This window comes from Streptomyces sp. SCSIO 75703 (genome assembly GCF_036607905.1).
GTDB lineage: Bacteria > Actinomycetota > Actinomycetes > Streptomycetales > Streptomycetaceae > Streptomyces.
Genome location: NZ_CP144555.1, coordinates 465,675 through 490,828 on the forward strand (window position 1 = coordinate 465,675; position 25,154 = coordinate 490,828).

The window sequence follows — 25,154 nt, forward strand, 5'->3', positions numbered from 1 at the left end:
GCAGCGGGCTCACAGGGTCCGGACGGTGCGGGCCGGGTTGCCGACGGCGACGACACCGGGCGGCACGTCCTTGGTGACGACCGCTCCGGCGCCCACGACGGAGTCGTCGCCGATGGTGACGCCGGGCAGCACGATGGCGCCGCCCCCGATCCACACGTTGTCGCCGATGACGATGGGCCGGGCGGCCTCCAGTTTGTCCCTGCGCGGCCCCGGCTCCAACGGATGGGTCGGTGTGAGCAGTTGGACGTTGGGCCCGATCTGGCAGTCCTCACCGATGGTGATGGCGGCGACGTCCAGCGCAGTCAACTGGTAGTTGACGAAGGTGCGGGCACCGATGCTGATGTGGGTGCCGTAGTCGACGTACAGGGGCGGCCGGACCTGGGCCTCCTCCCCCAGCGAGCCGAGGAGTTCGGCGAGCAGCGGCCGGGCGGCGTCCGCGTCCTCGGCGAAGGCGGCCTGGTAGCGGGCGGCCAGCCGTACCGCCCGCTGCTGCATGCGGGCGATCTCGGGGTCGTCGGCGAGGTAGAGGTCGCCCGCACGCATGCGTTCGAGCTGGGTGCGCGGGTCCCCGGCGAAGTGGTCCGTCGGCATGCGTACGACCGTACACCCGGGAGTGTACGTACGTACCCTCGCCGCGCGAGTCGTCCGCCGTGGGCTTTCCGGCCGACCCGCCCCGCTCCCCCCGTCATGGCCCCGGCCCGCCCCACCCGCGCCCGCCCTCACTCCCCTGACCTCACGACCCTGACCTCACGGCCGCCGGGTGCGCAGCACCCCCGCCAGGGACACGACCAGGAGCCCGGCGAGGGGCACCACGAGCAGCCCGGCCCGGAGGCTGGTGGCGTCGGCGACCAGGCCGACCAGCGGCGGCGGCAGCAGGAAGCCCAGGCGCATCAGCCAGGAGACGAGGGTCAGCCCCGATCCGGGCTTGAGGCCGGGCAGCGAGTCGGCCTCGTGCATGGCGGCGGGGACGAGGGTGGCGACGCCGAATCCGGCGGCGGCGAAACCGAGGACCGTCCCCGGGACCGTCGGCACGGCGAGCGCGAGGCCCATGCCGACGGCGACGATGAGGCCGCCGGAGCGGGCCACGGCGCGCTGCCCGAACCGGTCGACGAGTCGGTCGCCCATCAGGCGGCCCACGAACTGGGCGCCGACCAGGGCGATGTAGCCGGAGGCGGCCACGGCCGCGGTCGACCGCAGGGAGTCGGAGAGGTAGAGGGCGGCCCAGGAGTTGCCGGCGTCCTCGACGACGGTGCCCGCGGTGGCGATGAGGACCAGGGCGGTCAGCACCCAGGCGACCCGACGGCCCGGCGACGCGCCCCCCTCGGCGGGGCGGGCGTCACCGCCGGGGGTCTCTTCCCCGTCGGCCCCGGTCTCCGGACCGGGGAGGCAGAAGCGCAGGGCGACGCAGGCCGCGGCCACGCACAGCAGGCCCGAGACGACGAGATGGGGGCCGCGGGCCAGTCCGAGGGCGATCGCCGCGGCGGCCATCGCACCGCCGGTGACGGCGCCGACCGACCAGATCGCGTGGAAGGAGTTGATGACGGAGCGTCCGTAGCGGCGCTGGACGCGCAGGCCGTGGGCGTTCTGCGCGACGTCGGTGACGGCGTCCATCGCCCCGGCGAGGAACAGGGCCGCGGCGAACACCGCGACCGAACCGGAGAGTCCGGCCGCGAGGATGCCGACGGCGGTGAACAGCGTGCCCGCGACGGCCACCCGCGCCGAGCCGAACCGGCGGACGAGGACGCCGGCCGCCGGCCCGGCGACGATGGCGCCGGTCGGGAACGCCGCGACGGCCAGCCCGTAGGCCGCGTTGCCGATGCCGAGGTCCGCCTTGATCTGCGGATACCTCGGCAGCAGGTTGGCGAACAGCGCCCCGTTGGTGAAGAACAGCACGGCCACGGCCACGCGGGCCCGCCGGTCGGCCAGGGTGGGCCGCCGCAGCGTCTCGACAGTCATGAGCGGGACCCTACCCGCAGAGCGTACGAACGTACGCTCCAGGGGGGGGAGGGTCACGGGGCGTGCTCCGGGACGGCCGTCGCGGTCAGCGGTCCCCGGCGGGCGGGTCGGCGAGGATGCCGTGCAGCAGACCGGTGGACTGGCCGACCTCGATGAGGTAGCCGTCGGGATCGCGCAGGTAGCAGCGGATCTCGGCCTTGCGGTCGATGGGCGGGGTGAGGAACTCCGCGCCCCGCTCGGTCCATTCGCGGTAGCAGCGCGCGATGTCGGCCACACGCAGGTTGAGGAAGCTGGTGGCCGTGTGCGGGTCGTCGGGCGGGTGCAGGGTGACGTCGGGCTTGTCGGGGGTGGGCCCGCCGCCCGGGTTCATGATCAGCCAGCTGTTGGCCAGTCTGACGATGCAGGGGTTCTCGTCGAGGACCACTTCCCCGCCGAGGACCCCGGCGTAGAAGTCACGTGAGCGCGGCACGTCGGCCACGGTGAGGAAGTGGGTGAGCAGTATCCCCGACTCCGGGGCGGGCAGATCGTCACGGCGCATGTCTCACTCCCGGCGTTCTCGACGGTGGGCTCTGTCCCTCGGGCGTCTCGTCCATCTTGGGACGCCCGGCGGCGGCCCGAAAGCCGATCACCGGGCGCGGGCGGCCGGCGCGACGGCCTCCCCACGGCGGGACGGGCGCCGGGGCCTGCGTCCGCGCCGGGTCGGCCCCCAGGGCTTGAGCAGCGAGATCACCGTCATGAAGACGTACGCGGTGAGGGAGACGAACGGTCCGGCCGACACGTCGGCGGGCCCGGGAAGTGGTTCGCCAGCGGTGACGGCGGCGAGGGCGGCGTGCACGCCCGGCCGCAACGCGAAGGCCGTCGCGATGGTGGCGGCGAGCGTCAGCCAGAACTTGGTCCACACCCACCGGTGGCGGGCCAGCCCCCAGGGCGTGCCGAGGGCCAGCACCAGGCCGGAGGCGAGGGTGGTGAGCGCCACCGGGAGCAGCAGCAGGTCGGCGAAGAGCCGCATGGCCCGCACGCTCGGCTCGGCGCTCGCCGCGGACGGGGCGGTGGTCGCGGCGAGGGCGAGCGCCAGCAGGCCGAGGGTGAGCCCGAGCCAGGCGGCGGAGGCGACGACGTGGACGGCGAGGGTGGCCCGGCGTACGGGTCGGCTGAGTGTCACGGCCCCCACGGTGCCGGGGCGGGGCCGCGGACGCGTCCGGCGGCGGGAGTAACCGTGCCTACCGTCGGGGGCGTACGCGGGTGGCGGGTGCAGGACGGCCTCGCCGCGCCCCGCGTCCCCCGCCGCGCCGGCGGCACGGCGCCGCACCGCGCGGCCGTCGCGCCGGGCGCCTTCGTCGCGCCGCCGCTCGCGCCGGTCTCAGCGGTCGCGCCCCCGGCGGAACTCCCCGCCGGAGCCCGCCCGCCCCACTGTCGGCCCTCCCGGACTGCGCCGGGCCCGCGGTCGCCTTACGCTGGCGAACGGGCCCGTCCGCACCGCCCTTCCCCCCGCTCTTCCCCCCATCCCCAGGGAGCCGTCATGCGTCTGCCCGTCGAAGCCCGGCACATCGCGCCGCGCCTGGCCACCGGGGCGTTCATCCTGAACTCCGGTCTCGCCAAGCGCAAGGCCGACGAGGAGACCGCCTCGCAGTTGCACGGCATGGCGACGATGACGTACCCGTTCCTCGGCAAACTGCCGGCGACGAAGTTCGTGAAGCTCCTCTCCGCCGGGGAGATCACGCTCGGCGCCGCGCTGCTGCTGCCGGTCGTGCCGACCGTCGTGGCCGGCGCCGGGCTGACCGCCTTCTCCGCCGGGCTGCTGGGCCTGTACCTGCGCACCCCCGGGATGCGGCAGGAGGGCAGCCTGCGCCCGACGCAGCAGGGGACGGCGCTGGCGAAGGACGCGTGGATGCTCGGCATCGGGCTCGGGTTCGTCACCGACGAGATCGCGCGCGGGTCCTGCGGGACGCGCCGCTCCGCCCGCGGGCGCCGCTCCTGCCGGTGGTCCCGCTAGAGCCGGGCGCCGCGGAGGCCCGCCGCCGGGTCACCCGCGGGGTGGCCTCCCGGTCCGGCCGGGTGGTCCGGACCGGACCGGGAGGGGCCGCGGGCCGCGGGCGGATCAGGCGGGGAAGCCGACCGCGTGGGTGTCCATGAACTCGCGGACCCCCTCGACGCCCATCTCGCGGCCCATGCCGCTGTGGTCGAAGCCGCCGAACGGGGCGCGCTCGTCCAGGTGGGCGGCGCCGTGCGCGTTCACGAAGGTGTAGCCGGTGCGCAGCCGGGCCGCTACGGCCGCCGCACGGTCGAGGTCCCGCGTCCACACCGAGGAGCACAGGCCCGACCAGGTGTCGTTGGCGCGGCCGACGGCCTCGTCCTCGTCGTCGAACGGCAGCACCGGCAGCGTGGGCCCGAACTGTTCCTCGACGACCACGCGGGCGTTGTCGGCCGGGTCGAGCACCAGCGAGGGCCGCAGGAAGGTGCCGCGGGTCGGGTCCTGTCCGTCGGCGGCCTCCCCGAACTCGCGGACCTCGGCACCGGCCGCGCGGGCCTCGTCCAGCAGTTCCCGTACGTAGGCGCGCTGGGCGGCGCTGTGCAGCGGGCCCATGGTGACGTTCTCGGCGAGTCCGTGGCCGAGCCGGACCTCGGCGAGCTGGGCGGTGAGGCCCTCCACGACCTCCTCGTACCGGGAGCGGTGGACGTAGAGCCGCTTCGTGGCCATGCAGATCTGGCCGGTGGAGTCGAAGGTGCCGGTGAACAGGCGTCGCATCGCCTCGGGGCCGAGGTCGGCGTCCGCGAGCACCAGTGCGGGGTCGTTGCCGCCCAGTTCCAGGGCGACCCGGGTGAGGGACTCGGCGGCCATCGCCATGATCCGCCGGCCGCCGAGGGAGCTGCCGGTGAAGCAGACCTTCTTGACTCGGTCGTCCTGGACCAGCGGGGCGCCGATCTCGGCGTCGGTGCCGGTGACCACGTTGAGCACGCCGGGCGGCAGGGAGCGGGCGACCCTCTCCACGGTGCGGGTGGTGGCGAGCGGCGCGGTGGGCGGCGGCTTGACGACGACGGTGTTGCCCGCGAGGAGAGCCTGCGGCAGCGCGGCGGCGAGGATGGCCAGCGGCCAGTTGAAGGGCACGATGATCGTCACGACGCCGAGGGGGAGGTAGGAGACCTCGGTGCGGTACGGCGGGGCCGGCAGGGTGGTGACCCGCTCGACCTCCTCGGCGAGAGCGGCGGCGAGGCGGAAGCGGTGCTCGAAGACCAGGGAGTCGACGAACGACTCCCTCCGGATCTTGCCGTTCTCGCGGGTGAGGATCTCGGCGGTGGCCTCACGGTCGCCCTCCAGCGGGGCGAGCGCGGCGGTGAGCAGTTCGGCGCGTTCCCCGGCGCCGCGGGCGGCCCAGGCGGGGAAGGCCCGGTGGGCCGCGGCGACGGCGGCCGTGGCCTGGCCGGCGTCCGCGGCGGCGGCGAGCCCGACGACCGACTCGCGGTCGGCCGGGTCGACGACGCGGAGCGTCTGCCGGGTCTCGTGCGTCTCGCCGTCGACGTAGAGCCCGGTTCTGATCTCGGGGAGCTGGGCGAGCTGGTCCAACGGTGCCATCGGCGTACCTCCGGTCGTCGCACGGGAGGGGGCGGGGCGTGGGATCGGCCGTCTCCCGGCTGGCGTCGGGCCACCGTAACCGCGGGCGCGGCCGGGGCCCCCGGGCATGGGACCCGATCCTTCCGGGCCGTTGCGGCAAGTACGCCCGAGACATCCGACGTAGATCGGGGCCGGGCGCTCGGCCGGGGTCGAAACGGCGCGTAACGTGCGCGGCTCCCGGGGAGCGACGGCCCCCGGGCCTTTCCGATCCCCTGGAGGACGCCATGCCGACCGTTCGCGCGATCACGTACGAGCTGTTGCGGACCTGGGGACTGACCACCGTGTTCGGCAATCCGGGCTCCAACGAGCTGCCGTTCCTGGACGGTTTCCCGGCGGACTTCCGGTACGTCCTCGGGCTGCACGAGGGCGCCGTCCTGGCGACGGCGGACGGCTACGCGCAGGCCACGGGGCGTCCGGCGCTGGTCAACCTGCACTCGGCGGCCGGACTGGGCAACGCGATGGGCAACCTCGCCAACGCGCACGCCTCGCGGACCCCGCTGGTGGTGACCGCGGGTCAGCAGGCCCGCGCGATGATCGGGCTGGGGTCGGTGCTCGCGGAGCCGGCGATGACCCGGGTGCCGGAGCCGCACGTGAAGTGGGCCTGTGAACCGGCCCGCGCCGAGGACGTGCCGCGGGCCCTGTCGGAGGCGTTCCACCTGGCCACGCTGGCGCCGGCGGGTCCGGTGTTCGTGTCGCTGCCGATGGATGACTGGGGCGCCGAGGTGGCGGCGCACGAGGTCGCTCACCTGGCGGGGCGCCGGGTGCGGTCGGTGGGCGCGGCCGGGCCGGAGGTGGTGGCGGAGCTGGCCGGGCGGCTGGCGCGGGCGGTGTCCCCGGCGCTGGTGGTGGGCCCGGAGGTGGACGACGAGCGGGCCTACGACCGGGTGGTGGAGCTGGCCGGGCGGCTCGGGCTGCCCGTGTGGGTGGCGCCGACGCCGCCGCGCTGCCCGTTCCCGACCCGGCACCCGCTGTTCCGGGGGGTGTTGCCGCCGAGCATCGCGGGGGTCGCCGAGCATCTGTCCGGCCACGACCTGGTGCTGGTGCTGGGCGCCCCGGTGTTCCGGTACCACGCGTACCGGCCGGGGCCGTGGCTCGCCGAGGGCACGGAGCTGGTGGCGGTCGGCGCGGACCCGTACGCGGCGGCGCGGTCCGCCTTCGGCGACGCGCTGGTGGGCGACGTCGCGGCGGTCACGGGCCAGTTGCTGGACGCGCTGGCCCCCGCGCCGGGGCGGCTGCCGGCCGGCGGGGCGCCGGCGGCCGGGGTGCGCACCGGCACGGACACGCGGACAGGGGGCGGCACGGGCCCCGGGGACGGCGTGGGGCCGCGGGACGGCACAGGGCCGGGAGACGGCACGGGACCGGGAGGCGGCGCGGGCACGGCGACCGTCACCGGCACGGTCCCGCGCACCGCCACCGCCACGCACCCGACGACCGGGACCGGCGCGGGCTCCGGCCCGGTAGGCGGCGCGGACCCGGTGGGGGCGGTCGCGCCGTTCACCGCGGACCAGGTGTTCGCGCTGATGGCGCGCACGCTGCCGGCCGGGGTGCGTCTGGTGAACGAGTCGACGTCCAACACCACCCAGTTCTGGCAGCACCTGCGCCTGGACCGCCCGCGCGGGCTCTTCTTCCCCGCCGCCGGCGGCCTCGGTTTCGGGCTGCCCGCCGCGGCCGGGGTCGCGCTGGCCGACCCGTCCCGGCCGGTGGTCGCCGTACTCGGCGACGGCGCCGTGCAGTACGGCGTGGCCGGACTGTGGACGGCGGTGCGGGAGAACCTGCCCGTCACGTTCCTGGTGCTGCGCAACGGCACCTACGGGGCGCTGCGCGGCTTCGTCGACCAGCTCGGCGTGGCGCACGCGCCCGGCCTGGACCTGCCCGGACTCGACGCGGTGCGCACGGCGCAGGGGTACGGGCTGCCCGCCCGGCGGATCACCGACGGCGCCGAACTCGCCGCCGAACTCGCCGCCGTGGCACCGGGCCGCGGGCCCCGGCTGCTCGAACTCCCCCTGGTCCACGAGACCCGTCCGCTGGGCTGACCGGCCCTCGGCCGTGCGGTGCGACACATGACGTAGGCGTCATGCCGCAGAAGACCCGCGACGCGGCAGCCGTCCTCACTTACATTCCCTGGACGAGCGAGTCCGGAAGACCGAGTCCGGCCTCACCGCGCGGCACCGCGGGGCCGGCTCGGCGGCGACCCGCCGGGCCTTCGCGCGGGCCGTGCGGCGGGCGTCGCCACCGGCCCGCGCCCCGGCCGGCCGTTCCGGCCGCCCACGCCACCGGCCGGGGCCCGGACCCGCCCGCCCCAGCCCGCCGTGCGTCCTCACCGTCCCGGGAGGAGCACCCTCACCCCGCCGTCCGGCGTTTCGGAGGAGTACCCGTCGTGACCCCCTCACCCAGCACCACGCCAACCAAGAACAAGAAGGGCATATTCGCGGCCAGTTTCGTCGGCACGTCGATCGAGTGGTACGACTACTACATTTTCGGTACCGCCGCCGCGCTGATCTTCGGTGACCTGTTCTTCCCCGGGTTCTCCCCCGTGGCCGGCACCCTCGCCGCCTTCGCCACCTTCGCCGTCGGCTTCATCGCCCGGCCGCTGGGCGCCGCGGTCATCGGCCACTACGGCGACCGGATCGGCCGCAAGTCGATGCTGGTGCTCACGCTGATGCTGACCGGTGGCTCGACCTTCCTCATCGGTGTGCTGCCCACCTACGCGGCGATCGGCGTCGGTGCCCCGCTGCTGCTGGTGGCGCTGCGGCTGATCCAGGGCTTCGGCGTGGGCGGCGAGTGGGGCGGTGCCATCCTCATCGCCACCGAGCACGCCTCGCCGCGCCGCCGCGCGCTCTACGGCAGCTTCGCGCAGTTCGGCCTGCCCATCGGCGTGCTCACCTCCAACCTGGCGTTCCTGCTGGTCTCCAGCCTGGGCGACGACGCCTTCCGCTCGTACGGCTGGCGCATCCCGTTCCTGGTCAGCGCGCTGATGGTCGTGGTCGGTTTCCTGGTGCGCTCGCGGCTCCAGGAGGCGCCCGAGTTCGAGAAGGTCAAGAAGGAGCGCAGCGTCAGCAAGGTGCCGGTGGCCGAGCTGTTCCGCCGTCAGCCGCGGACCCTGGTCCTGGCCTCCCTCGCATCCATCGCGCCGCCCGCGGTCGGCTACACGGTCATCGTCTACATGCTGACCTACGGCACCCAGCAGGTCGGCTTCGAGCGGACCACGCTGCTGACGCTGATCCTGCTGTCGACGGTGGTGTGGGTCATCGCCATCGCCGTCTCCGCGCTCGCCTCCGACCGGTTCGGCTCGAAGCGGGTCTACACCATCGGCACGCTCACCGCCGCGCTGTGGCCGATCCCGATGTTCGCCATGGTCAACACCAAGAGCGTCGGCATGGCGCTGGTCGCCTTCATGGTCGCGGCCATCGTGCAGGGCATCATGGCCGGTGCGCAGGGCGGCCTGTTCACCGACATCTTCGACGTCAAGGTCCGCTACAGCGGCATCTCCATCGCCTACCAGATGGGCGGTGTGATCGGCGGCGCCGTGACGCCCATCGCGCTCACCGCGCTGTTCGACGCGTACAACTCCTCCACCGTCATCGCCTGCTACGTCTCCGCCCTCTCGGCGGTCAGCCTGGTGGCGATCCTCGGTCTGCGCGGCGGCTCGGCGCCCTCCTCCGGCGGTGAGTCGGAGACCTCGGCGACGTCCGTCCCGAGCGGGACGACCGCCTGACCGGTGCCGGTCCGCCGCGCGGGGACCCGCACGTCCCGCCGCCCCGGGCCGGCACTCCCCCGACGGCCGACGGCCGGCCCGCCCGACAGGGGCGCCGGACCGTCGGCCGTCGCGCGCGCGGGGCCCCGCGACGGATGACGTAGCGGCGCCGGGACAACGCTCCGCGCGGGTCCGGTCATTCGCGTGTTACGGGATCTTCCCCCGCTCCCTAACGTCGGTGCCGTCGCCATCGTGACCACCACGGCGGCCCCGGCCGCCGCGCCCGGGACGGGCGGGCCGCACCCCGGGCCGTGGCCCGCGCGCGGCGGGCCCCGCCGACCCCGCGCGAGCCATGCGCCCGGCGGCGCGCACCGGCCACACCACCGCCGGCGGCCCCCGGGGCGGGCGCCCCGTCACGCGCGCCCCCGCCCCCTGCCCCCTGCCCCCTGCCCCCTGCCCCCGAAGAAGACTCCCGAACCACCGCACCACCGAACCCCGAAGGGTGACCCCGCATGAGCACGTTCGTCCTCCTCCACGGCGCCTGGCACGGCGGCTGGGCCTGGCAGCGCGTCGTCCCGGCCCTGCGGGCCGCCGGCCACGAGGTGCACGCCCCCACCCTCACCGGCCTCAGCGACCGGGCCCACCTGCTGACCCCCCAGGTCGGCCTCGCCACGCACGTCCAGGACGTCGTCGCGCTGCTGGAGGCCCACGACCTGCGGGACGTGGTGCTGGTCGGGCACAGCTACGCGGGCCAGGTCGTCACCGGTGTCGCCGACCGCGTGCCGGAGCGGCTGGCCCGCCGCGTCCACCTGGACGCGTTCGTCGGCGACGACGGCGAGGCCGCGATCGACCTGCTGCCCGAGACCGTCGCCGGGCACTACCGGGAGGCGGTCGCCGGTCCCGGCTTCGGCTGGCTCGTGCCGGTCCGGCCGCTGGAACGGCTCGGCGTGAGCGAGCGGGCCGACCTCGACTGGCTCGCGCCGCGCCTGACCCCGCACCCCTGGCTGACCTACACCGAGCCGCTGCGGCTGACCGGCGGCGCCGGCCGGGTGCCGGGCGTCTTCGTCGAGTGCGTGGACTGGATGCGGGTCTTCACGGGGCAGGCCGAGCGCGCCGCCGCCCGTGGCTGGCCGGTCCACGAGATCGCCACCGGACACGAGGCCATGGTCACCGCCCCCGGCGAGCTGGCCGAGCTGCTGCTCGGCATCGCCGCGGCCTGAGCACCGGACGCCGTACCCACCCGGTCGAGGAGGAGGAAGAACCGTGGAGTTCCTGGTCCGTACCGAGAACCTGCTGCCGCCGGACACCCCGGACGAGGTCCGTGAGGAGCTGCGCCGGGCCGAGCGCGTCCGCGCCACGGAGTTGCGGGAGGCGGGCGTCCTGAAGCGGCTGTGGCGCGTGCCCGGCCGCAACGCCACCGTCGGCCTGTACGAGGCGGCGGACCCGGCCGCGCTGCACGACGCGCTGGTGTCGCTGCCCCTGTGGAAGTGGATGGACGTCACCGTGGAGGCGCTCGCCACCCACCCCCAGGAGAGGTGACCGGCCGCCACCACGGTAAGGGGCCCCTCGCCGTCGAGGGGCCCCTTACCGATTCCTCCGCGCGGCCACCGCGCTTCCGGTGTCCCGCCGGTGACGGCGCTTCAGGCCGCCGCCCGGCCTGCGGCCGACGGCACGGGGACCGCATCCACGTCGTGCACGCGTACGCCCCTCCCCGCGCCCCGGCCGTGGACCGGGCCGCGCCGCCGGTCACCGACGGGGCGGGCAACCGCTTGCGGGAGGGGCCCAGCGGCACCGGCGGTCCGCGCGGGGCCGGGGTGTCCAGGCAGGCTGAGGAGTACCCCGTCGTGGTCGGCCGGCGTGGCGAAGCACGGGCAGGGGGCGAGGATCAGCCGCCCGGCGTCCACCCCGGCCGCGACGGCGGCATCGGCGGCATCGGCACGGGACGGCAGTTCGGTACGGGCCTCGGCGGCCACGTCGCCGTGGACGGCACCGGCGTACACGGTGCGGCCGGCGCCGCACCGGTGACCGGGCGCCCGGGGCGCACCGGCGCGGGCGGGCACGCGGGCCATCGCCGGGTCGGCGGGGCCGCCGCCGACGTTGACGAGCGCGGCGCCCGCGCCGACCGGGGCATCGACGGGCCGGGTGGTGTCCACACCGACCCGCACGCCGGCCGCCGCCGGTTCGGCGGCGACCGGCAGCACGCGGCGCCCCGGGCGGGGCACCGTGCTCGCGCCGGGGGGTGCCGGCGCGGTCGGGTCGGCGGACGTCGGGAGCGCTTGTCCGGCTCGGGGTCCGGGGCGCCCGACGGTCAGGCGGACGGCCCGGGGCGGTTGTCGAACAGGGCCAGTCCGGCGGCGGTGTTGGAGGCGGGCACGTGGTAGGCGCGGTGCACGCGGCGGACCCGCTCGTTCATCGCGCCGCGCATCACGAGCCACATGATCAGTTCGATGCCCTCGGCGCCGGCCTCGCGGATGAAGTCCTCGCGGGTGAGCGCGGCGAGCTTCCCGGGGTCCTCCTCGATGGCGTCGAGGAACATGTGGTCGAACTCGGGGTTGATGAACCCGGCCCGCGCGCCCGCCAGTTGGTGCGACATGCCGCCGGTGCCGAGGATGCCGACGGTCCCGGCGCCCTCGTACGCGGCGATCGCCCGGCCCAGCGCCTGCCCGAGGGCGTAGCAGCGGGCGGCGGTGGGCTGCGGGTACTGGATGACGTTGACCACGATCGGCACGACCGGGCAGGGCCAGGCGTCGCCGGGCTCCGGCGTCCACACCGACAGGGGGACGGTGAAGCCGTGGTCGACGTCGAGTTCCTGGAAGACGGTGAGGTCGAAGCCGTCGTCCATCAGGTGGCGCAGCAGGTGGAAGGAGAAGTCGGGGTCGCCCTCGACGTCGGGCACCGGGCGGCGGCCGAAGCCCTCGTCGGCGACCCGGTAGCGCTCGGCGGTGCCGAGGGCGAAGGTGGGGACGATGTCCATGTCGACGCCGTTGGCGTGGTCGTTGTAGACGAGGATGGCGACGTCGGGCTTGTTGCGGGCGAGCCATTCGCGGGCGGGTGCGTACCCCTCGAAGAGGGGCGACCAGACCGGGTCGGCGGTCATGCCCCGGTCCATCGCGGCCCCGATGGACGGCACGTGCGACGTGGCCAGTCCCCAGATCACCTCAGACATCGGTCCGTCCTCCCGCCAGCATCGCTGCCTTGAACTCGGCCTCGGTCATGCCGGTGAAGACGCCGCCGAGGTACTGCATGGAGAGCCCGTCGATCATGGCGAGCTTGTAGAGGAAGAAGATGCTGCCGCCCAGGTCGAGCATCGCCTGCCAGTCGCGCCGCAGGACGGCCTCCGTCTGCGGGCCGGACAGCGCGAAGCGCGCGCAGTAGGCGGCCTCGCCGGCCAGGAACTCCCGGCGCGCGGTCTCCTCCCGCAGCGACATGAACAGCTTGTTCATCGGGTGTCCGCGGCGGCTGGTGGGACCGTCGAAGACGTACGTTCCCGGAGGTTCCAGCCCGTGCTGGCGTGTCATACGGTGCTCCCTGGCTCGGGGCCCGGCGCGGGGGCGCGGCCGGCGCCGAATGGCTTCGACCGTAGGGCGCGGCGCGGGCCGGGCCATCGCCCACACGTCCCGACCACGCGGGCTTCCTGTCGAGGCCGCGACGCGACATTTGACGTACCCGGCGGCGGCTACGTCATATGACTCGCCTCCTATGGCCGGGCCCGGCCGCCAGGGTCCCGCCATTCCTCTGTGCCGCTCGGCGGCCGGGGTCCCTAGCGTGAGGCGGACGGCTGCCGGCCCTGTCGGCGGGCCCGCGCCCACCCGCGCCGCTCCGCCGGACGCAGCGACCGCGGCGCGACATCGCAGTACAGCCGAAGACGGCCGCTCCCGCCTGGGGCCGGGTGGCCGAGAACCGCGAGTGAGGACGGATTGCACATGAGTGCCAAGAACCTGCAGGACGTGTTGGATCGCTCGGGCGACACGGTGGAACTGCTGCGCAACTCCCAGCTCGGGGCGTACATCTACCCGGTCGTGCCGGCCGAGTTCACCAACTTCCGGCGTGAGGTGACCGCCTGGCAGAACACGGCGGTGCTGTTCGACCAGTCCCACCACATGGTGAACCTGTGGGTCTCCGGCCCGGACGCGCTGAAGCTGTTCACCGACACGGGCATCAACAGCACGGCCAACTTCCCCGTGGACTCGGCGAAGCAGTTCGTCCCGGTGTCTCCCGGCGGCGGGGTCATCGGCGACGGCATCCTGTTCCGGCTGGCCGAGGAGGAGTTCGTCTTCGTCGGCCGCGCGCCGGTCGCCAACTGGCTGACGTACAAGGGCGGCCGGGGGTACAACGTCGACATCCGCAAGGACGACCGCTCGCCGTCGCGTCCGTACGGCAAGCCGGTCACCCGGGACGTCTGGCGCTTCCAGATCCAGGGCCCGCGGGCCTGGGACGTCATCGAGAAGGTCAACGGCGGCCCGGTCGACAAGGTGAAGTTCTTCCGGATGGGCTACATGGACATCGCCGGCGAGCGCATCCGCACCCTGCGCCACGGCATGGCGGGCGCCCCCGGTCTGGAGATCTGGGGCCCGTACGGCAGTTACGACAAGGTGCGCGAGGCGATCCTGGAGGCGGGCCGCGAGTTCGGTCTGGAGCCGGCCGGCTGCCGCGCCTACTCCTGCAACACGCTGGAGTCGGGCTGGATCCCCTCGCCGCTGCCCGCCGTGTACACCGGCGAGGAGATGCGCCCGTACCGCGAGTGGCTCGCCGCGGACGGCTACGAGGCGACCAACGCCCTGGCGGGCAGCTTCGTCTCCCGGGACATCGAGGACTACTACCTCAACCCGTGGGAGCTGGGCTACGGCGGCTTCGTGAAGTTCGACCACGACTTCGTGGGCCGCAGCGCCCTGGAGGCGATCGACCCGGCGGCCCAGCGCCGCAAGGTCACCCTGGAGTGGAACACGGAGGACGTGTCCAAGCTGCTGGCCTCGCCGGTCCAGGAGGGCCCCGGCTACCAGTTCTTCGACCTGCCGAACGCCAACTACGGCTCCTCGAACTACGACACGGTGCGGGACGCGGACGGCAACACCGTCGGCCTGTCGCTGTTCACCGGCTACAGCGCCAACGAGCGCAAGGCGCTGTCGCTGGCCACGGTCAACCCGGACGTGCCGCTGGGCGCCGAGGTCGAGGTCGTCTGGGGCGAGCCGGACGGCGGTTCGGGCAAGACCACGGTGCAGCCGCACGTCCAGTTCCCGGTGCGGGCGATCGTCTCCCCGGCCCCGTACACGGCGATGGCCCGGGACAGCTACCAGCCGGGCTGGCGCACGGCCGGCACGGTCTGAGGGACACCGGCGCGACGGCCGGGGGCGGCGGGCACCGGGTGCCGGCCGCCCCCGGCCGTTTCGTGCGCGGGGCGTCGGGTGCCTCGCACGCCGGTCCGTCCGCGTCCGGCACGCCGCGCCCCGGTCCGCGCGTCCCGGCGCGGACCGGGGCGCGGTGTCAGCGCTGCTGCGGGACGAGGCCCTCGTGGACGGCGACCAGGGCCGCCTGGGTGCGGGAGGTGAGCTGGAGCTTGCGCAGCACGTTGCTCACGTGGGTGCGGGCGGTGCGCTCGCTGATCACCAGTTCGTCGGCGATCTCCTGGTTGGAGCAGCCCTGGGCGACCAGGGCGAGGACGTCCCGCTCCCGGTTGGTCAGGGTGCTCAGGCCGGTGGGCGGGGAGACGATCTCCTGCGTCAGGCGGCGGGCGACCGAGGGGTGCAGGAAGACGTCGCCGCGCGCGGCGGCCCTCAGGGCGGCCACCACCTCGTGCGGTTCGGCGTCCTTGAGCAGGTAGCCGGAGGCCCCGTTGGCCAGGGCGGCGTGGACGCGCTCCATCTCGCCGAAGCTGGTCAGCACCACCACCTTGACGCCGGGGTGGTTGCGGGTGATGTGCGCGGTGGCGGCGACGCCGTCCATCCGGGGCATCAAGAGGTCGATGAGGACGGCGTCGGGCAGTTCGCCGCGTACCGACATCTCCTGGAGCCGGTCGACGGCCTCCTGCCCGTCGGGGGCCTCGGCGGCGACCTGGACGTCGTCCAGCACCTCCAGGTAGGCGCGGATGCCGCGGCGGACCACCGCGTGGTCGTCGACGATCATCACGCGCAGCGCCGTCGTCTCCGGGGCGGTCGGGGTGGGGGCGTTCATGTCGCGTCCTCCGTCGGGTCCGTCGGGGTGGGGTGGGTGCGGCCGTGGGCCCGGGTGCGGCCGGCGGCGGGAGCGGCGTCGTCCGGTACGGCGGTGGGGTCGCGGGGGACGGAGACGGCGAGGGGCACGGAGAGCCTGACCTCCGTGCCGCCGCCGGGGCCCGGTGCGACCCGGACCGTGCCGCCCCAGCGCTCGGCCCGCTCGCGCATGCTGGTCAGTCCGTAGCCGCCGCCCGGCGGGGTGCCCGTGCCGACGGGGTCGGGCAGGCCCTTGCCGTCGTCGGCCACCGTCACCACGAGGCTGTGGTCGCGCACCCCCATCCGCAGCGTCACCCAGCGGGCCCCGGCGTGCTTGACGACGTTGTGGATGGCCTCGGCGACGACCCGGTAGACGTCCTCGGCGGTCTCCGCGCCGATCTGCTCCAGCCCGGCGCCGACCACCAGGTCGAAGCGGAGTCCGGTCCGGTTGGTGGTGCTCTCCGTCAGGGCGCGCACCGCCTCCTCCAGGCCGAGCTGGGTGGAGAGGGAGGGCCGCAGTTCGTGCACCATCGCGCGCAGGTCGGTCAGCACCGTCTTGGAGAGCGCGCCCACCTCGTCGGCGATCCGGCGCACGCTGTCGGCGGGGACGGTGTCGGTGCGGGCGCCGAGCACGCCCATCACCTTGGCCTGCATCGAGATGGAGAAGACCTGCTGGACGATCGAGTCGTGCAGGTCGCGGGCGAGCCGCTGGCGTTCCTCGCGGCGGGCGAGTTCCCGCTCGTCGCGCAGGAGGGCCACGTAGTCGACGGCGACGGCGGCCTGGTCGGCCATGGCCTCCAGGAACTCCAGGGTCTGGCGGCCCACCACCTGGCCGGGGGCGAAGTAGGCGTTGATGATGCCGATGGCCCGGCCGCGCAGCAGCAGCGGGACACTGGCGAACCAGTCCCAGCGCAGCGCGCCCATGTGGGCGTGGAGGGGTTCCCAGGCCGGGTCGGCCTGGATGGCGTCGCCGCGGTCCGCGATCACCACGGGTTCCGCCAGTTCGAAGGCGTCCAGCATGCGCAGCGTGGCCCCGCGGTCGCGGCAGGCCATGAGGAGGTCGAAGAAGTCGGAGCGGCGCGGGAAGCCGGCCGAGCCCATGATCTGGAGGCTCTCCCCGGACTCGTCGAGGGTGAGGATCTGCACCGCGGCGAGCATGTCGGCCCGCAGCACCTCCTGGGCGAGGGCGTCGAGCATCGCGGTCAGCGAGCCCTCCGAGGCGAGTTTCGCGGCGGTGCGGGCGATGGCCGCGACCCGGCGCTGGCGGTGCCGCTCGGCGCTGACGTCGCGGAAGGCGACCACGGTGCGCGGCGGTTCGCCGGGCAGGGGCCGGGTGCGGTACGCGAACTCGCGGGCGGGGCCGCTCCCGGGGGTCCAGGTGCACATCTGCTCGGCGGCGCCGTCGTCGAGCAGGCCGGGCGAGCCGGCGGTGAAGCCGAGCGCGATGTCGAACGGGGCGGGGCGGCCGACCAGTTCGGCGGCCGGGCGGGCGCAGAGGGCGACGGCGGCGGCGTTGAGCCGGAGGAAGCGGCCGTGCTCGTCGACGACGGCGAGCCCGTCCGGTGCGTGCTCCGCGAGGTCGGACCAGGCCACGCCCCCGGCGGCGGGGTCGTCCGCGGTGCGCGGCGCGTGGGCCGTGTCCGGTTCGCGCGGCGCGTGCGGCGCGTCGGTCGCCCCTCGGTCCCGGCTCGGCATACGGCCCTCCCTACCCCGCCCCCGACGCGGCGGGTCGTGCCGGGCGTCGTCGCATGTCGTGTCACAGCATGCACGCCGGAAGCGGATACGTCACCCCGCGACAACGTCCCGTTTCGCCCCGAACGCGCACCTACGTCGAATGTCCCGTACCAGGTCGGGACGGACCGCCGAAGCGGGGCGGCGGCCGGTGTGCCGGCGGGGCCGGGAGGGCGCCCGCCCGCCGCGCCGGCCCCCTGCCGGACGTCACCGGAATCGGGCCCCGGGCGTTCCGGGAGCCGGCCACGGGAGGACGGACGCCGGACGACGGACGCCGGACATCACTGGAAGACGACGGTCCGGTTGCCGTTGACGACGACCCGGTTCTCGCAGTGCCAGCGCACCGCGCGGGCGAGCGCGCGGGTCTCCGCCTCCCGGCCACGGGCCGCGAGCTGGGCCGGGTCGAGGGAGTGGTCGACGCGGATCAGCTCCTGCTCGATGATGGGGCCCTCGTCCAGGTCGGCGGTGACGTAGTGGGCGGTCGCGCCGATGTACTTGACGCCGCGGGCGTGCGCCTGGTGGTAGGGCCGGGCGCCCTTGAAGCTGGGCAGCATCGAGTGGTGGATGTTGATCGCCCGGCCGTCGAGGCGCTTGCAGGCGTCGTCGGAGAGGATCTGCATGTACCGGGCGAGGACGACGAGGTCGACCCTCTCCTCCTCGACCAGGGCGAGCAGTTCCTCCTCGGCGCGCGGCTTGTTCCGCGCGGTGACCGGGATGTGGCGGAAGGGCACCTCGTAACTGTCCGCGATCCGGCCGAGGTCGGGGTGGTTGGAGACCACGGCGACCACGTCGAGGTTGAGTTCGCCGAGGGAGTTGCGGAACAGCAGGTCGTTCAGGCAGTGCGCGAACCGGCTGACCATCAGGACCGTACGGGGCCGCCGGGCGGCGTCGGTGAGCCGCCAGGTCATGCCGAACCGCTCGGCGACGGGCGCCAGGCCGCGGCGCAGCGCGTCGAGGTCGAGGGCGTCCCCGTCGGCGTGCGCGAACTCGACCCGCATGTGGAAGGTGTCGCTGGTGGAGCTGCCGAACTGCTGGCTCTGCAGGATGGTGCAGTGCTCCCTGGCCAGCGGTTCGGTGACGGCGTGCACGATGCCGGGCGCGTCGGGGCAGGACAGCAGCAGGACGCCGCGCCGGGCGGCAGCGGGCGAGGTCATGACGCCTCCAGGAGGGGGTCGGTCGGGCTGGGGCGGGAGAGCGGGCCGGGCAGCGGCGGCCGGCCGGCGAGGAGCCGGGCGGCCTGCACGGTGTTGCGGAAGAGCCACACGTCGGTCACCGGGCCGACGCCGCCCGGGACCGGGGTGAGGGCGCGTGCCCGGGGGGCGACGGCGTCGTGGTCGACGTCCCCGACCATGCGGACGGTGCCGTCCGCGTCCCGGCGGGGGTTGATGCCGACGTCGATGACGACGGCGCCCTCGCGGACGTGTTCGGCCCGGATCAGCCCGGCCTTGCCGGCGGCGACGATGAGGACGTCCGCGCGCCGGGTGTGGCGGCCGAGCCCGTGGGTGCGGTCGGCCCACTCGTCGACCGATTCCACGGTGGCCTCGCGCTGGTAGCCGAGCGCGACGGCGGGCTTGCCGACGGTGTTGGAACGGCCCACGACGACGATGCGGGACCGGTGGTAGAAGTCGGCGCGGTCCTCGCCCACCGCGTCCAGCCAGGTGTCCAGCAGGTGGAAGACGGAGGCGGCGGTGGAGGGGACGTAGCGGGGGACGCCGAGGGCGAGGAGGCCGGCGTTCTCGGGGTGGACCGCCTCGACGTCCTTGCGCGGGTCGAGGGTGCCGAAGACGGCCGACTCGTCGATGTGCGGGGGCAGCGGGCGCAGCACGAGGACGCCGGAGACGGCCGGGTCGGCGTTCAGTTCCGCGATCGTGCCGGTCAGCTCGGACCGGGTGGTGCCCGGGGGCAGGGAGCGGGGGTGGTAGGCGACGCCGAGCCGGTCCGCGAGGCGCCGCAGGCGCCGTTCGTAGGCGGCCGAGGCGTACTCGTCGCCGACGACGACCGTGGCCAGGCCGGTCCGGATCCCCTCGCCGGCCAGGCGCGACACCTCGTCGGCCAGGCCCTCCGTGAGGGCGCGGGCGCACGCCCGGCCGTCGATGACCTGGGCACTCATCAGTTCTGCAACTCCTCCGGTGGGCGGCGTACGAAGAGGCGGGGGGTGGCGGTGTCCGCGGCACGGCGGGGCGGGGCGGCGCGTCCGCCGGGAGAGCGGCGACGGGCGAGATCCGGCGCGGCGGACGGGCGACGGGGTGTGGTGAGGGGCGCGGGGCGGCGCTCAGGAGAGGCGGGCGAGCCATTCCTGCCGCCAGGACTCGGTGCTGTCCAGGTCGTTGAAGGTGAACACGTGGAAGCCGTGCAGGCGGTTGTCGGCGGCGCCGAAGGCGGGGGTGAGGCGTTCGATCAGCTTGTCGGGGCTGTAGCCGCCGGGCAGGAAGAAGCGCCACAGGAGGTTCTGCTGCTTCTTCAGGAAACGGGCCGACTGGCCGAGGCCGAGGCCCGCCGAGACGCGGACCAGCTTCTGCCGGCTGATCGCGCCGGGGATGCCGACGCGTATCGGCAGGCCGACGCCGCGCTCCTGGACGGCGCGGGCCCAGCGGACGGTGGTGGCCGCGTCGAAGCAGAGCTGGGTGATGACGTGGTCCGCGTGCGGGGCCTTGTCCGCGAGGGCCTTGTCGATCAGCTCGTCGCCGATGCTGCCGTGGCCCTCGGGGTAGCCGCCGATGCCGACGGAGGCGAAGTGGTGGTCCCGCTCGCGCAGGGCTTCGAGCAGGCTCAGCGCGTCGGGGAACTCCCCGGCGGGTTCGGCGGCGTCCCCGCCGATGACGAAGAGCCGGTCGACACCGGCGTCGGCGAGCCGGTCGACGAGGTCGCCGAGGTGGACCCGGTCGCGGACCAGCCGGGCGGCGATGTGCGGGGCGGCCCGGTAGCCCTGCTCGGTGAGGCGGGCCGCGAGGCCGAGGGTGGGGTCGAGGCCCTTGGCCTCGGTCGTGGTCACCGTGAGCGCCACGTCGCGCGGGACGTGGGCGAGCACCTTCTCCTCGGCGCTCTTGAACGGCAGGATCTCGTAGGTGGCGTCACGCAGCGCGTCGGCCACCGCCGCCGCGGCCGGGCGGGCGGGTCTGCGGCCCGCGGTGCGGGGGGTGGAGTCCTCGGCGTTTCTCACCGACGTCATCGCGTGCTCCGTTGCTGGGTGCGGGCGTACTGGACAGGAGGGGCCGGTGCGGCGGACGGCTGCCGCGCGGTGGCGCCCGGTACGGGGCGCCGGGCGGCGGGGCCGGGCGTGGCGGGACGCCCGCGGTGCCCGGTGCGGGCGGTGACCGCCGGATTCTCCGAGGCCATGATGTGGTGCGGACCCTTCGCTGGATGATCCGGGGGGTGCGGGCGGGCCGGTGCGGCACGTGGCGGCGGGTGGCCCGGGTCCGGGCTCCGGACCTGCTAAGACGCTAGGAGGCCGGGCCACGCCCGGAAACGCGCGGATGACCGGACCTGCCCTTGGCGAGCGTCGCGGCCCCTGCGGGACAAGTGACGTAGGCCCGGGAGCGGGAAGGGCGGCGCGGGAGCGGGGCGCGGGGCACCTCCGGCGTGAAGGCCGGTGGCGGCCACGGGTCCGGGGCCCCGGCGACGGCACCGGCCGCGCCGAGGGCGGCCACGGGCAGCCCGCGGACCGGGCGCCGTCCCCCTCCCCGGTGTTCCGGATGCCGCCGCCCGTGGCAGGCTTCCAGCGGCAGCGCCGTACCGGCGCGGACCGTGACCGTCCGCCGTTCCCGACCCCTGGAGCCCCGTGATGCCGCCGCTCGCTGACGACATGGGCACCGTCCTCGACCTGGACCGGCCGCCGCGCCGGGTGGTGTCCCTCGTGCCGTCGCTGACCGAGACGGTCGCGGCGGACCGCCCCGGGGTCCTGGTGGGCGCGACGGACTGGTGCACGCACCCGGCGGGGCTGGACGTGACCCGGGTACGGGGCACCAAGAACCCGGACCGGACGGCGATCGAGCGGCTGCGGCCGGATCTGGTGATCGCCAACAAGGAGGAGAACCGGGAACTGGACGTGACCCGGCTGCGCGCGGCGGGCGTGCCGGTGTGGGTGACGGTGATCGAGACCGTGCCGCAGGCGCTGGAGTCGATCGCCCGCCTGTTCACCGAGGCGCTCGGCGCCCCGGTGCCGCCGTGGGTGGAGCGGGCCCGGTCGCTGTGGTCGGGGACGGTGCCCGAACCGGTGGCGACGGTGGCGGTGCCCATCTGGCGCGATCCGTGGATGGTGGTCGGGCGGTCCACGTTCACCGGCGACCTGCTGCGCCGGGCCGGCCTCGTCAACGCCTTCGGCGCGCACGAGGGCCGCTATCCGCACGTCCCGCTGGAGCGGATCGACCGGCCGGAGGTGGACGCGGTACTGCTGCCGGACGAGCCGTACGCCTTCGGGCCGGACGACGGACCGGAGTCCTTCCGGCGGACGCCGGTCCGGCTGGTGGACGGGCGGCTGCTCACCTGGTACGGGCCCTCGCTGCCCGAGGCGCACGCGATGCTGCGGCGGCTGACCGCGACGCTGTGAGCGGCGGGCGGGGGTGCCGCCGGCGCCTGTCCGCCCCCTTCCCTGTGGCCCGGCTCACGAAAGCTGTGCGTCTGCTCACACGCGTGGCACCTCCCGGCGTTTAGTAGGACGTCCTACTATCTTCTCAGCACCATCCGCCCGAGCCGCCCGGGAAGGCCCCCATGAGCGATCTCCACCGCCCCGCGCACCCCGTCCGCCTGGTCACCGCGTCGGCCCTGTTCGACGGGCACGACGCCTCGATCAACATCATGCGCCGGATCTTCCAGTCCCAGGGCGCCGAGGTGATCCACCTCGGACACAACCGGTCGGTGCGCGAGGTCGTCGACGCGGCGATCGAGGAGGACGTGCACGGCGTCGCCGTCTCCTCCTACCAGGGCGGCCACGTCGAGTACTTCGAGTACCTGGTCGAGTCGCTGCGCGAGCGGGGCGCCGGGCACGTACGGGTGGTCGGCGGGGGCGGCGGGGTGATCGTGCCCGCCGAGATCACCCGGCTCCGGGAGAGCGGCGTGACCATCTTCTCCCCCGAGGACGGCCAGCGGATGGGCCTGGCCGGGATGGTCAACTCGGTCGTCCGGGACTGCGACTTCGACCTGTGGGCCGCCGGTCCGGCCGACGCCGCGGGCGTGCTGTCCGGCGACCGCTTCGCCCTCGCCCGCACCCTCACGGGCGCCGAACTCGGCACCCTCCCGGCCGAGTTGCTGGAGGAGCTGCGCACCGCCGCCGCGGCCCGGGTGGTGCCGGTGCTCGGCATCACCGGCACCGGCGGCTCCGGCAAGTCCTCGCTCACCGACGAACTGGTCCGCCGCTTCCGCGTCGACCAGCGGGACAAGCTGCGCATCGCCGTCATCGCCGTCGACCCGACCCGGCGGCGCGGCGGCGGCGCCCTGCTCGGCGACCGCATCCGCATGAACTCCCTCGACGGGGACCGCGTCTTCTTCCGCAGCCTGGCCACCCGCGGCAGCCGTGAGCTGCCCGAGCACCTCAGCGACGTCATCGCCGTGGTCAAGGCCGCCGGGTTCGACCTGGTCGTCGTGGAGACCCCGGGCATCGGCCAGGGCGACGCCGCGATCGTGCCGTTCGTCGACACGTCGATGTACGTGATGACGCCCGAGTTCGGCGCGGCCTCCCAACTGGAGAAGATCGACATGCTCGACTTCGCCGATCTGGTCGCCATCAACAAGTTCGAGCGGCGCGGCGCCAAGGACGCGCTGCGCGACGTGGGCCGCCAGATGGTGCGCAACCGCGAGGCGTTCGGCAAGAAGCCCGAGGACATGCCGGTCTTCGGCACCTCGGCGGCCACCTTCAACGACGACGGCGTCACCGCCCTCTACCAGCACCTGTCGGCCGCCCTCGCCGAGCACGGGCTGCCGCTCGCCGAGGGCGCCCTGCCCACGGTCGACGTACGCCACTCCTCCGGCATCCGGCAGGTCGTCCCGGCCGAGCGGGTCCGCTACCTCGCGGAGATCACCGAGACGGTCCGCGCCTACCACGGCGAGACCGACCGGCTCGTGGCGGCGGCGCGGCGCGTGCAGCGCCTGGACGCGGTCCGCGGCGACCTCGCCGAGGCCGGTGCGGACGCCGGCGGGGTGGAGGCGCTGCTCGACGAGGCGCGCGCCCGGCTCCCGTACGAGGTCGCCGAGCAGATCGACGGCTGGCCCGCCGTGGTGGCCGCGTACTCCGGCGACGAGCAGGTCGTCACCGTCCGCGACCGGGAGATCCGCACCGCGCTGACCCGCGAGTCCCTCTCCGGCAGCAAGGTGCCCCGGGTCGCGCTCCCCCACTTCGCCGACCACGGCGAACTGGTCCGGTTCTGGCGCCGGGAGAACCTGCCCGGCCGCTTCCCGTTCACCGCCGGTGTCTTCCCGTTCAAGCGGGACGGCGAGGACCCGGCCCGGATGTTCGCGGGCGAGGGCGACCCGTTCCGCACCAACCGGCGCTTCAAGCTGCTCTCCGAGGGCCAGCCCGCCACCCGCCTGTCCACCGCGTTCGACTCGGTGACGCTCTACGGCCGCGACCCCGACCGGCGCCCCGACATCTACGGCAAGGTCGGCACCTCCGGCGTCTCGGTGGCCACTCTGGACGACATGAAGGCGCTCTACGACGGTTTCGACCTGACCGCGCCGACCACCTCCGTCTCGATGACGATCAACGGCCCGGCCCCGACCGTGCTGGCCTTCTTCCTCAACACCGTCATCGACCAGCAGACCGAGAAGTTCCGCGCCGCCGAGGGCCGCGACCCCTCGGCCGAGGAGGCCGCCGAACTGCGGGCCCGCGCGCTCGCCGGCGTGCGCGGCACGGTGCAGGCCGACATCCTCAAGGAGGACCAGGGCCAGAACACCTGCCTGTTCTCCACCGAGTTCTCGCTGCGGATGATGGCGGACATCCAGGAGTGGTTCATCGCCCACCGGGTCCGCAACTTCTACTCGGTCTCCATCTCGGGCTACCACATCGCCGAGGCCGGCGCGAACCCGATCAGCCAGCTCGCCTTCACCCTCGCCAACGGCTTCACCTACGTCGAGGCGTACCTCGCGCGCGGCATGCACATCGACGACTTCGCGCCGAACCTGTCCTTCTTCTTCTCCAACGGCATGGACCCCGAGTACTCGGTCCTCGGCCGCGTCGCCCGCCGCATCTGGGCGGTGGCCATGCGCGAGAAGTACGGCGCGAACGAGCGCTCGCAGAAGCTCAAGTACCACGTCCAGACCTCCGGGCGCTCCCTGCACGCGCAGGAGATGGACTTCAACGACATCCGCACCACCCTCCAGGCCCTCATCGCCATCTACGACAACGCCAACTCGCTGCACACCAACGCCTACGACGAGGCGGTCACCACCCCGTCCGAGGAGTCGGTGCGCCGGGCCCTGGCCATCCAGTTGATCATCAACCGGGAGTGGGGCCTCGCCATGAACGAGAACCCGCTCCAGGGCTCGTTCGTCATCGACCAGCTCACCGACCTGGTGGAGGAGGCGGTACTCGCCGAGTTCGACCGGATCAACGAGCGCGGCGGGGTGCTCGGCGCCATGGAGACCGGCTACCAGCGCGGGCGCATCCAGGACGAGTCGATGCTGTACGAGCAGCGCAAACACGACGGGTCGCTGCCGATCATCGGCGTGAACACCTTCCAGCGGCCCGGTGACTCCGGCGAGGCCCCGGAGCTGGAGCTGGCCCGCGCCACGGAGACGGAGAAGGAGTCCCAGCTCGAACGGGTCACCACCTACCGCTCCACCCACGGCGAGGAGGCCGCCGAGGCGGTCGCCCGGCTCAAGGACGCGGCGATCGGCGGGGAGAACGTGTTCGCGGTGCTCATGGACGCCGCCCGGGTCTGCACCCTCCAGCAGGTCACCGAGGCGTTCTTCGAGGTGGGCGGCCAGTACCGGCGCAACGTGTGACGGCCCCGGGCCCCGCGCGCACCCGCGGGTGACGCGGCGGTCC

Annotated in this window: 21 protein-coding genes; 8 read left to right on the forward strand and 13 right to left on the reverse strand. The window is 74.6% G+C overall.

The window, feature by feature from the left end:
* Nucleotides 1–9: 9 nt before the first annotated feature.
* The 4 genes from VM636_RS02150 to VM636_RS02165 form a co-directional block, all read right to left on the reverse strand.
* A complete protein-coding gene (locus VM636_RS02150) occupies nucleotides 10–591 on the reverse strand; it encodes a sugar O-acetyltransferase (protein ID WP_030423296.1) in 582 nt (193 codons plus the stop codon).
* Between the two features lie 156 nt (nucleotides 592–747).
* Nucleotides 748–1,956, reverse strand: coding sequence for an MFS transporter (locus VM636_RS02155; protein ID WP_030423297.1), 1,209 nt, complete (start codon nucleotides 1,954–1,956; stop codon nucleotides 748–750).
* Nucleotides 1,957–2,041: 85 nt separating this feature from the next.
* Nucleotides 2,042–2,494 carry a VOC family protein gene (locus tag VM636_RS02160; RefSeq protein WP_030423298.1) on the reverse strand — a complete coding sequence of 151 codons (453 nt, stop codon included), beginning with the start codon at nucleotides 2,492–2,494 and terminating at the stop codon, nucleotides 2,042–2,044.
* 87 nt (nucleotides 2,495–2,581) lie between these two features.
* Complete coding sequence (locus tag VM636_RS02165) at nucleotides 2,582–3,118, reverse strand: hypothetical protein (RefSeq protein WP_030423299.1); 537 nt, start codon at nucleotides 3,116–3,118, stop codon at nucleotides 2,582–2,584.
* A 357-nt stretch (nucleotides 3,119–3,475) separates the two neighbouring features.
* On the opposite strand from VM636_RS02165, the gene VM636_RS02170 reads away from it, so the two are divergent.
* The gene (locus VM636_RS02170; protein WP_030423300.1) at nucleotides 3,476–3,949 is read left to right on the forward strand and encodes a hypothetical protein; all 474 of its coding nucleotides are present in this window, start codon (nucleotides 3,476–3,478) and stop codon (nucleotides 3,947–3,949) included.
* Between the two features lie 105 nt (nucleotides 3,950–4,054).
* Here the strand turns inward: VM636_RS02170 and VM636_RS02175 are convergent, their stop codons facing one another.
* Nucleotides 4,055–5,527 carry an aldehyde dehydrogenase family protein gene (locus VM636_RS02175; RefSeq protein WP_338483046.1) on the reverse strand — a complete coding sequence of 491 codons (1,473 nt, stop codon included), beginning with the start codon at nucleotides 5,525–5,527 and terminating at the stop codon, nucleotides 4,055–4,057.
* 263 nt (nucleotides 5,528–5,790) lie between these two features.
* Here VM636_RS02175 and VM636_RS02180 point away from each other — a divergent pair, with 263 nt between their 5' ends.
* The 4 genes from VM636_RS02180 (at nucleotide 5,791) to VM636_RS02195 (ending at nucleotide 10,799) form a co-directional block, all read left to right on the forward strand.
* On the forward strand, nucleotides 5,791–7,599 hold the full coding sequence (locus tag VM636_RS02180) for a thiamine pyrophosphate-dependent enzyme (protein ID WP_234340362.1): 1,809 nt from the start codon (nucleotides 5,791–5,793) through the stop codon (nucleotides 7,597–7,599).
* Nucleotides 7,600–7,943: 344 nt separating this feature from the next.
* Complete coding sequence (locus VM636_RS02185; protein ID WP_037860033.1) at nucleotides 7,944–9,281, forward strand: MFS transporter; 1,338 nt, start codon at nucleotides 7,944–7,946, stop codon at nucleotides 9,279–9,281.
* A gap of 491 nt (nucleotides 9,282–9,772) precedes the next feature.
* Entirely contained in the window at nucleotides 9,773–10,480 is a 708-nt protein-coding gene (locus VM636_RS02190; RefSeq protein WP_030423045.1) for an alpha/beta hydrolase family protein, read from the forward strand.
* Between the two features lie 43 nt (nucleotides 10,481–10,523).
* Nucleotides 10,524–10,799, forward strand: coding sequence for a muconolactone Delta-isomerase family protein (locus tag VM636_RS02195; protein WP_338483047.1), 276 nt, complete (start codon nucleotides 10,524–10,526; stop codon nucleotides 10,797–10,799).
* Nucleotides 10,800–10,900: 101 nt separating this feature from the next.
* Here VM636_RS02195 and VM636_RS02200 read toward each other — a convergent pair whose 3' ends face one another.
* The 3 genes from VM636_RS02200 to VM636_RS02210 all read right to left on the reverse strand — a co-directional run bounded on the left by VM636_RS02200 (nucleotide 10,901) and on the right by VM636_RS02210 (nucleotide 12,778).
* Nucleotides 10,901–11,461 (reverse strand): dihydropteroate synthase, encoded by a 561-nt coding sequence (locus VM636_RS02200; protein WP_338483048.1) that lies wholly within the window; start codon nucleotides 11,459–11,461, stop codon nucleotides 10,901–10,903.
* Between the two features lie 107 nt (nucleotides 11,462–11,568).
* Nucleotides 11,569–12,426 carry a class III extradiol dioxygenase subunit beta gene (locus VM636_RS02205; protein WP_053912851.1) on the reverse strand — a complete coding sequence of 286 codons (858 nt, stop codon included), beginning with the start codon at nucleotides 12,424–12,426 and terminating at the stop codon, nucleotides 11,569–11,571.
* A complete protein-coding gene (locus VM636_RS02210; RefSeq protein ID WP_030423049.1) occupies nucleotides 12,419–12,778 on the reverse strand; it encodes a protocatechuate 3,4-dioxygenase in 360 nt (119 codons plus the stop codon). Before VM636_RS02210 ends, VM636_RS02205 begins: the two co-directional genes overlap by 8 nt.
* A gap of 405 nt (nucleotides 12,779–13,183) precedes the next feature.
* Between VM636_RS02210 and VM636_RS02215 the strand changes: the two genes are divergently transcribed.
* The gene (locus VM636_RS02215) at nucleotides 13,184–14,584 is read left to right on the forward strand and encodes an aminomethyltransferase family protein (RefSeq protein WP_053912852.1); all 1,401 of its coding nucleotides are present in this window, start codon (nucleotides 13,184–13,186) and stop codon (nucleotides 14,582–14,584) included.
* 157 nt (nucleotides 14,585–14,741) lie between these two features.
* Here the strand turns inward: VM636_RS02215 and VM636_RS02220 are convergent, their stop codons facing one another.
* The 5 genes from VM636_RS02220 to VM636_RS02240 form a co-directional block, all read right to left on the reverse strand.
* Nucleotides 14,742–15,428 (reverse strand): response regulator transcription factor, encoded by a 687-nt coding sequence (locus VM636_RS02220; RefSeq protein WP_051821574.1) that lies wholly within the window; start codon nucleotides 15,426–15,428, stop codon nucleotides 14,742–14,744.
* Nucleotides 15,425–17,140, reverse strand: coding sequence for an ATP-binding protein (locus VM636_RS02225; protein ID WP_338483053.1), 1,716 nt, complete (start codon nucleotides 17,138–17,140; stop codon nucleotides 15,425–15,427). Before VM636_RS02225 ends, VM636_RS02220 begins: the two co-directional genes overlap by 4 nt.
* Before the next feature lie 317 nt (nucleotides 17,141–17,457).
* Complete coding sequence (purU, locus tag VM636_RS02230; RefSeq protein WP_053912853.1) at nucleotides 17,458–18,330, reverse strand: formyltetrahydrofolate deformylase; 873 nt, start codon at nucleotides 18,328–18,330, stop codon at nucleotides 17,458–17,460.
* Entirely contained in the window at nucleotides 18,327–19,286 is a 960-nt protein-coding gene (locus VM636_RS02235; protein ID WP_078856266.1) for a tetrahydrofolate dehydrogenase/cyclohydrolase catalytic domain-containing protein, read from the reverse strand. Before VM636_RS02235 ends, purU begins: the two co-directional genes overlap by 4 nt.
* Before the next feature lie 162 nt (nucleotides 19,287–19,448).
* Nucleotides 19,449–20,345, reverse strand: a complete 897-nt coding sequence (locus tag VM636_RS02240) for a methylenetetrahydrofolate reductase (RefSeq protein ID WP_030423055.1) — start codon at nucleotides 20,343–20,345, stop codon at nucleotides 19,449–19,451.
* Between the two features lie 612 nt (nucleotides 20,346–20,957).
* On the opposite strand from VM636_RS02240, the gene VM636_RS02245 reads away from it, so the two are divergent.
* Both VM636_RS02245 and icmF read left to right on the forward strand, forming a co-directional pair.
* Nucleotides 20,958–21,722, forward strand: a complete 765-nt coding sequence (locus VM636_RS02245) for a helical backbone metal receptor (protein ID WP_030423056.1) — start codon at nucleotides 20,958–20,960, stop codon at nucleotides 21,720–21,722.
* Nucleotides 21,723–21,883: 161 nt separating this feature from the next.
* Nucleotides 21,884–25,111: a fused isobutyryl-CoA mutase/GTPase IcmF gene (gene icmF / locus VM636_RS02250; protein ID WP_053912854.1), complete on the forward strand. Its 3,228-nt coding sequence runs from the start codon at nucleotides 21,884–21,886 to the stop codon at nucleotides 25,109–25,111.
* Nucleotides 25,112–25,154: the final 43 nt, after the last annotated feature.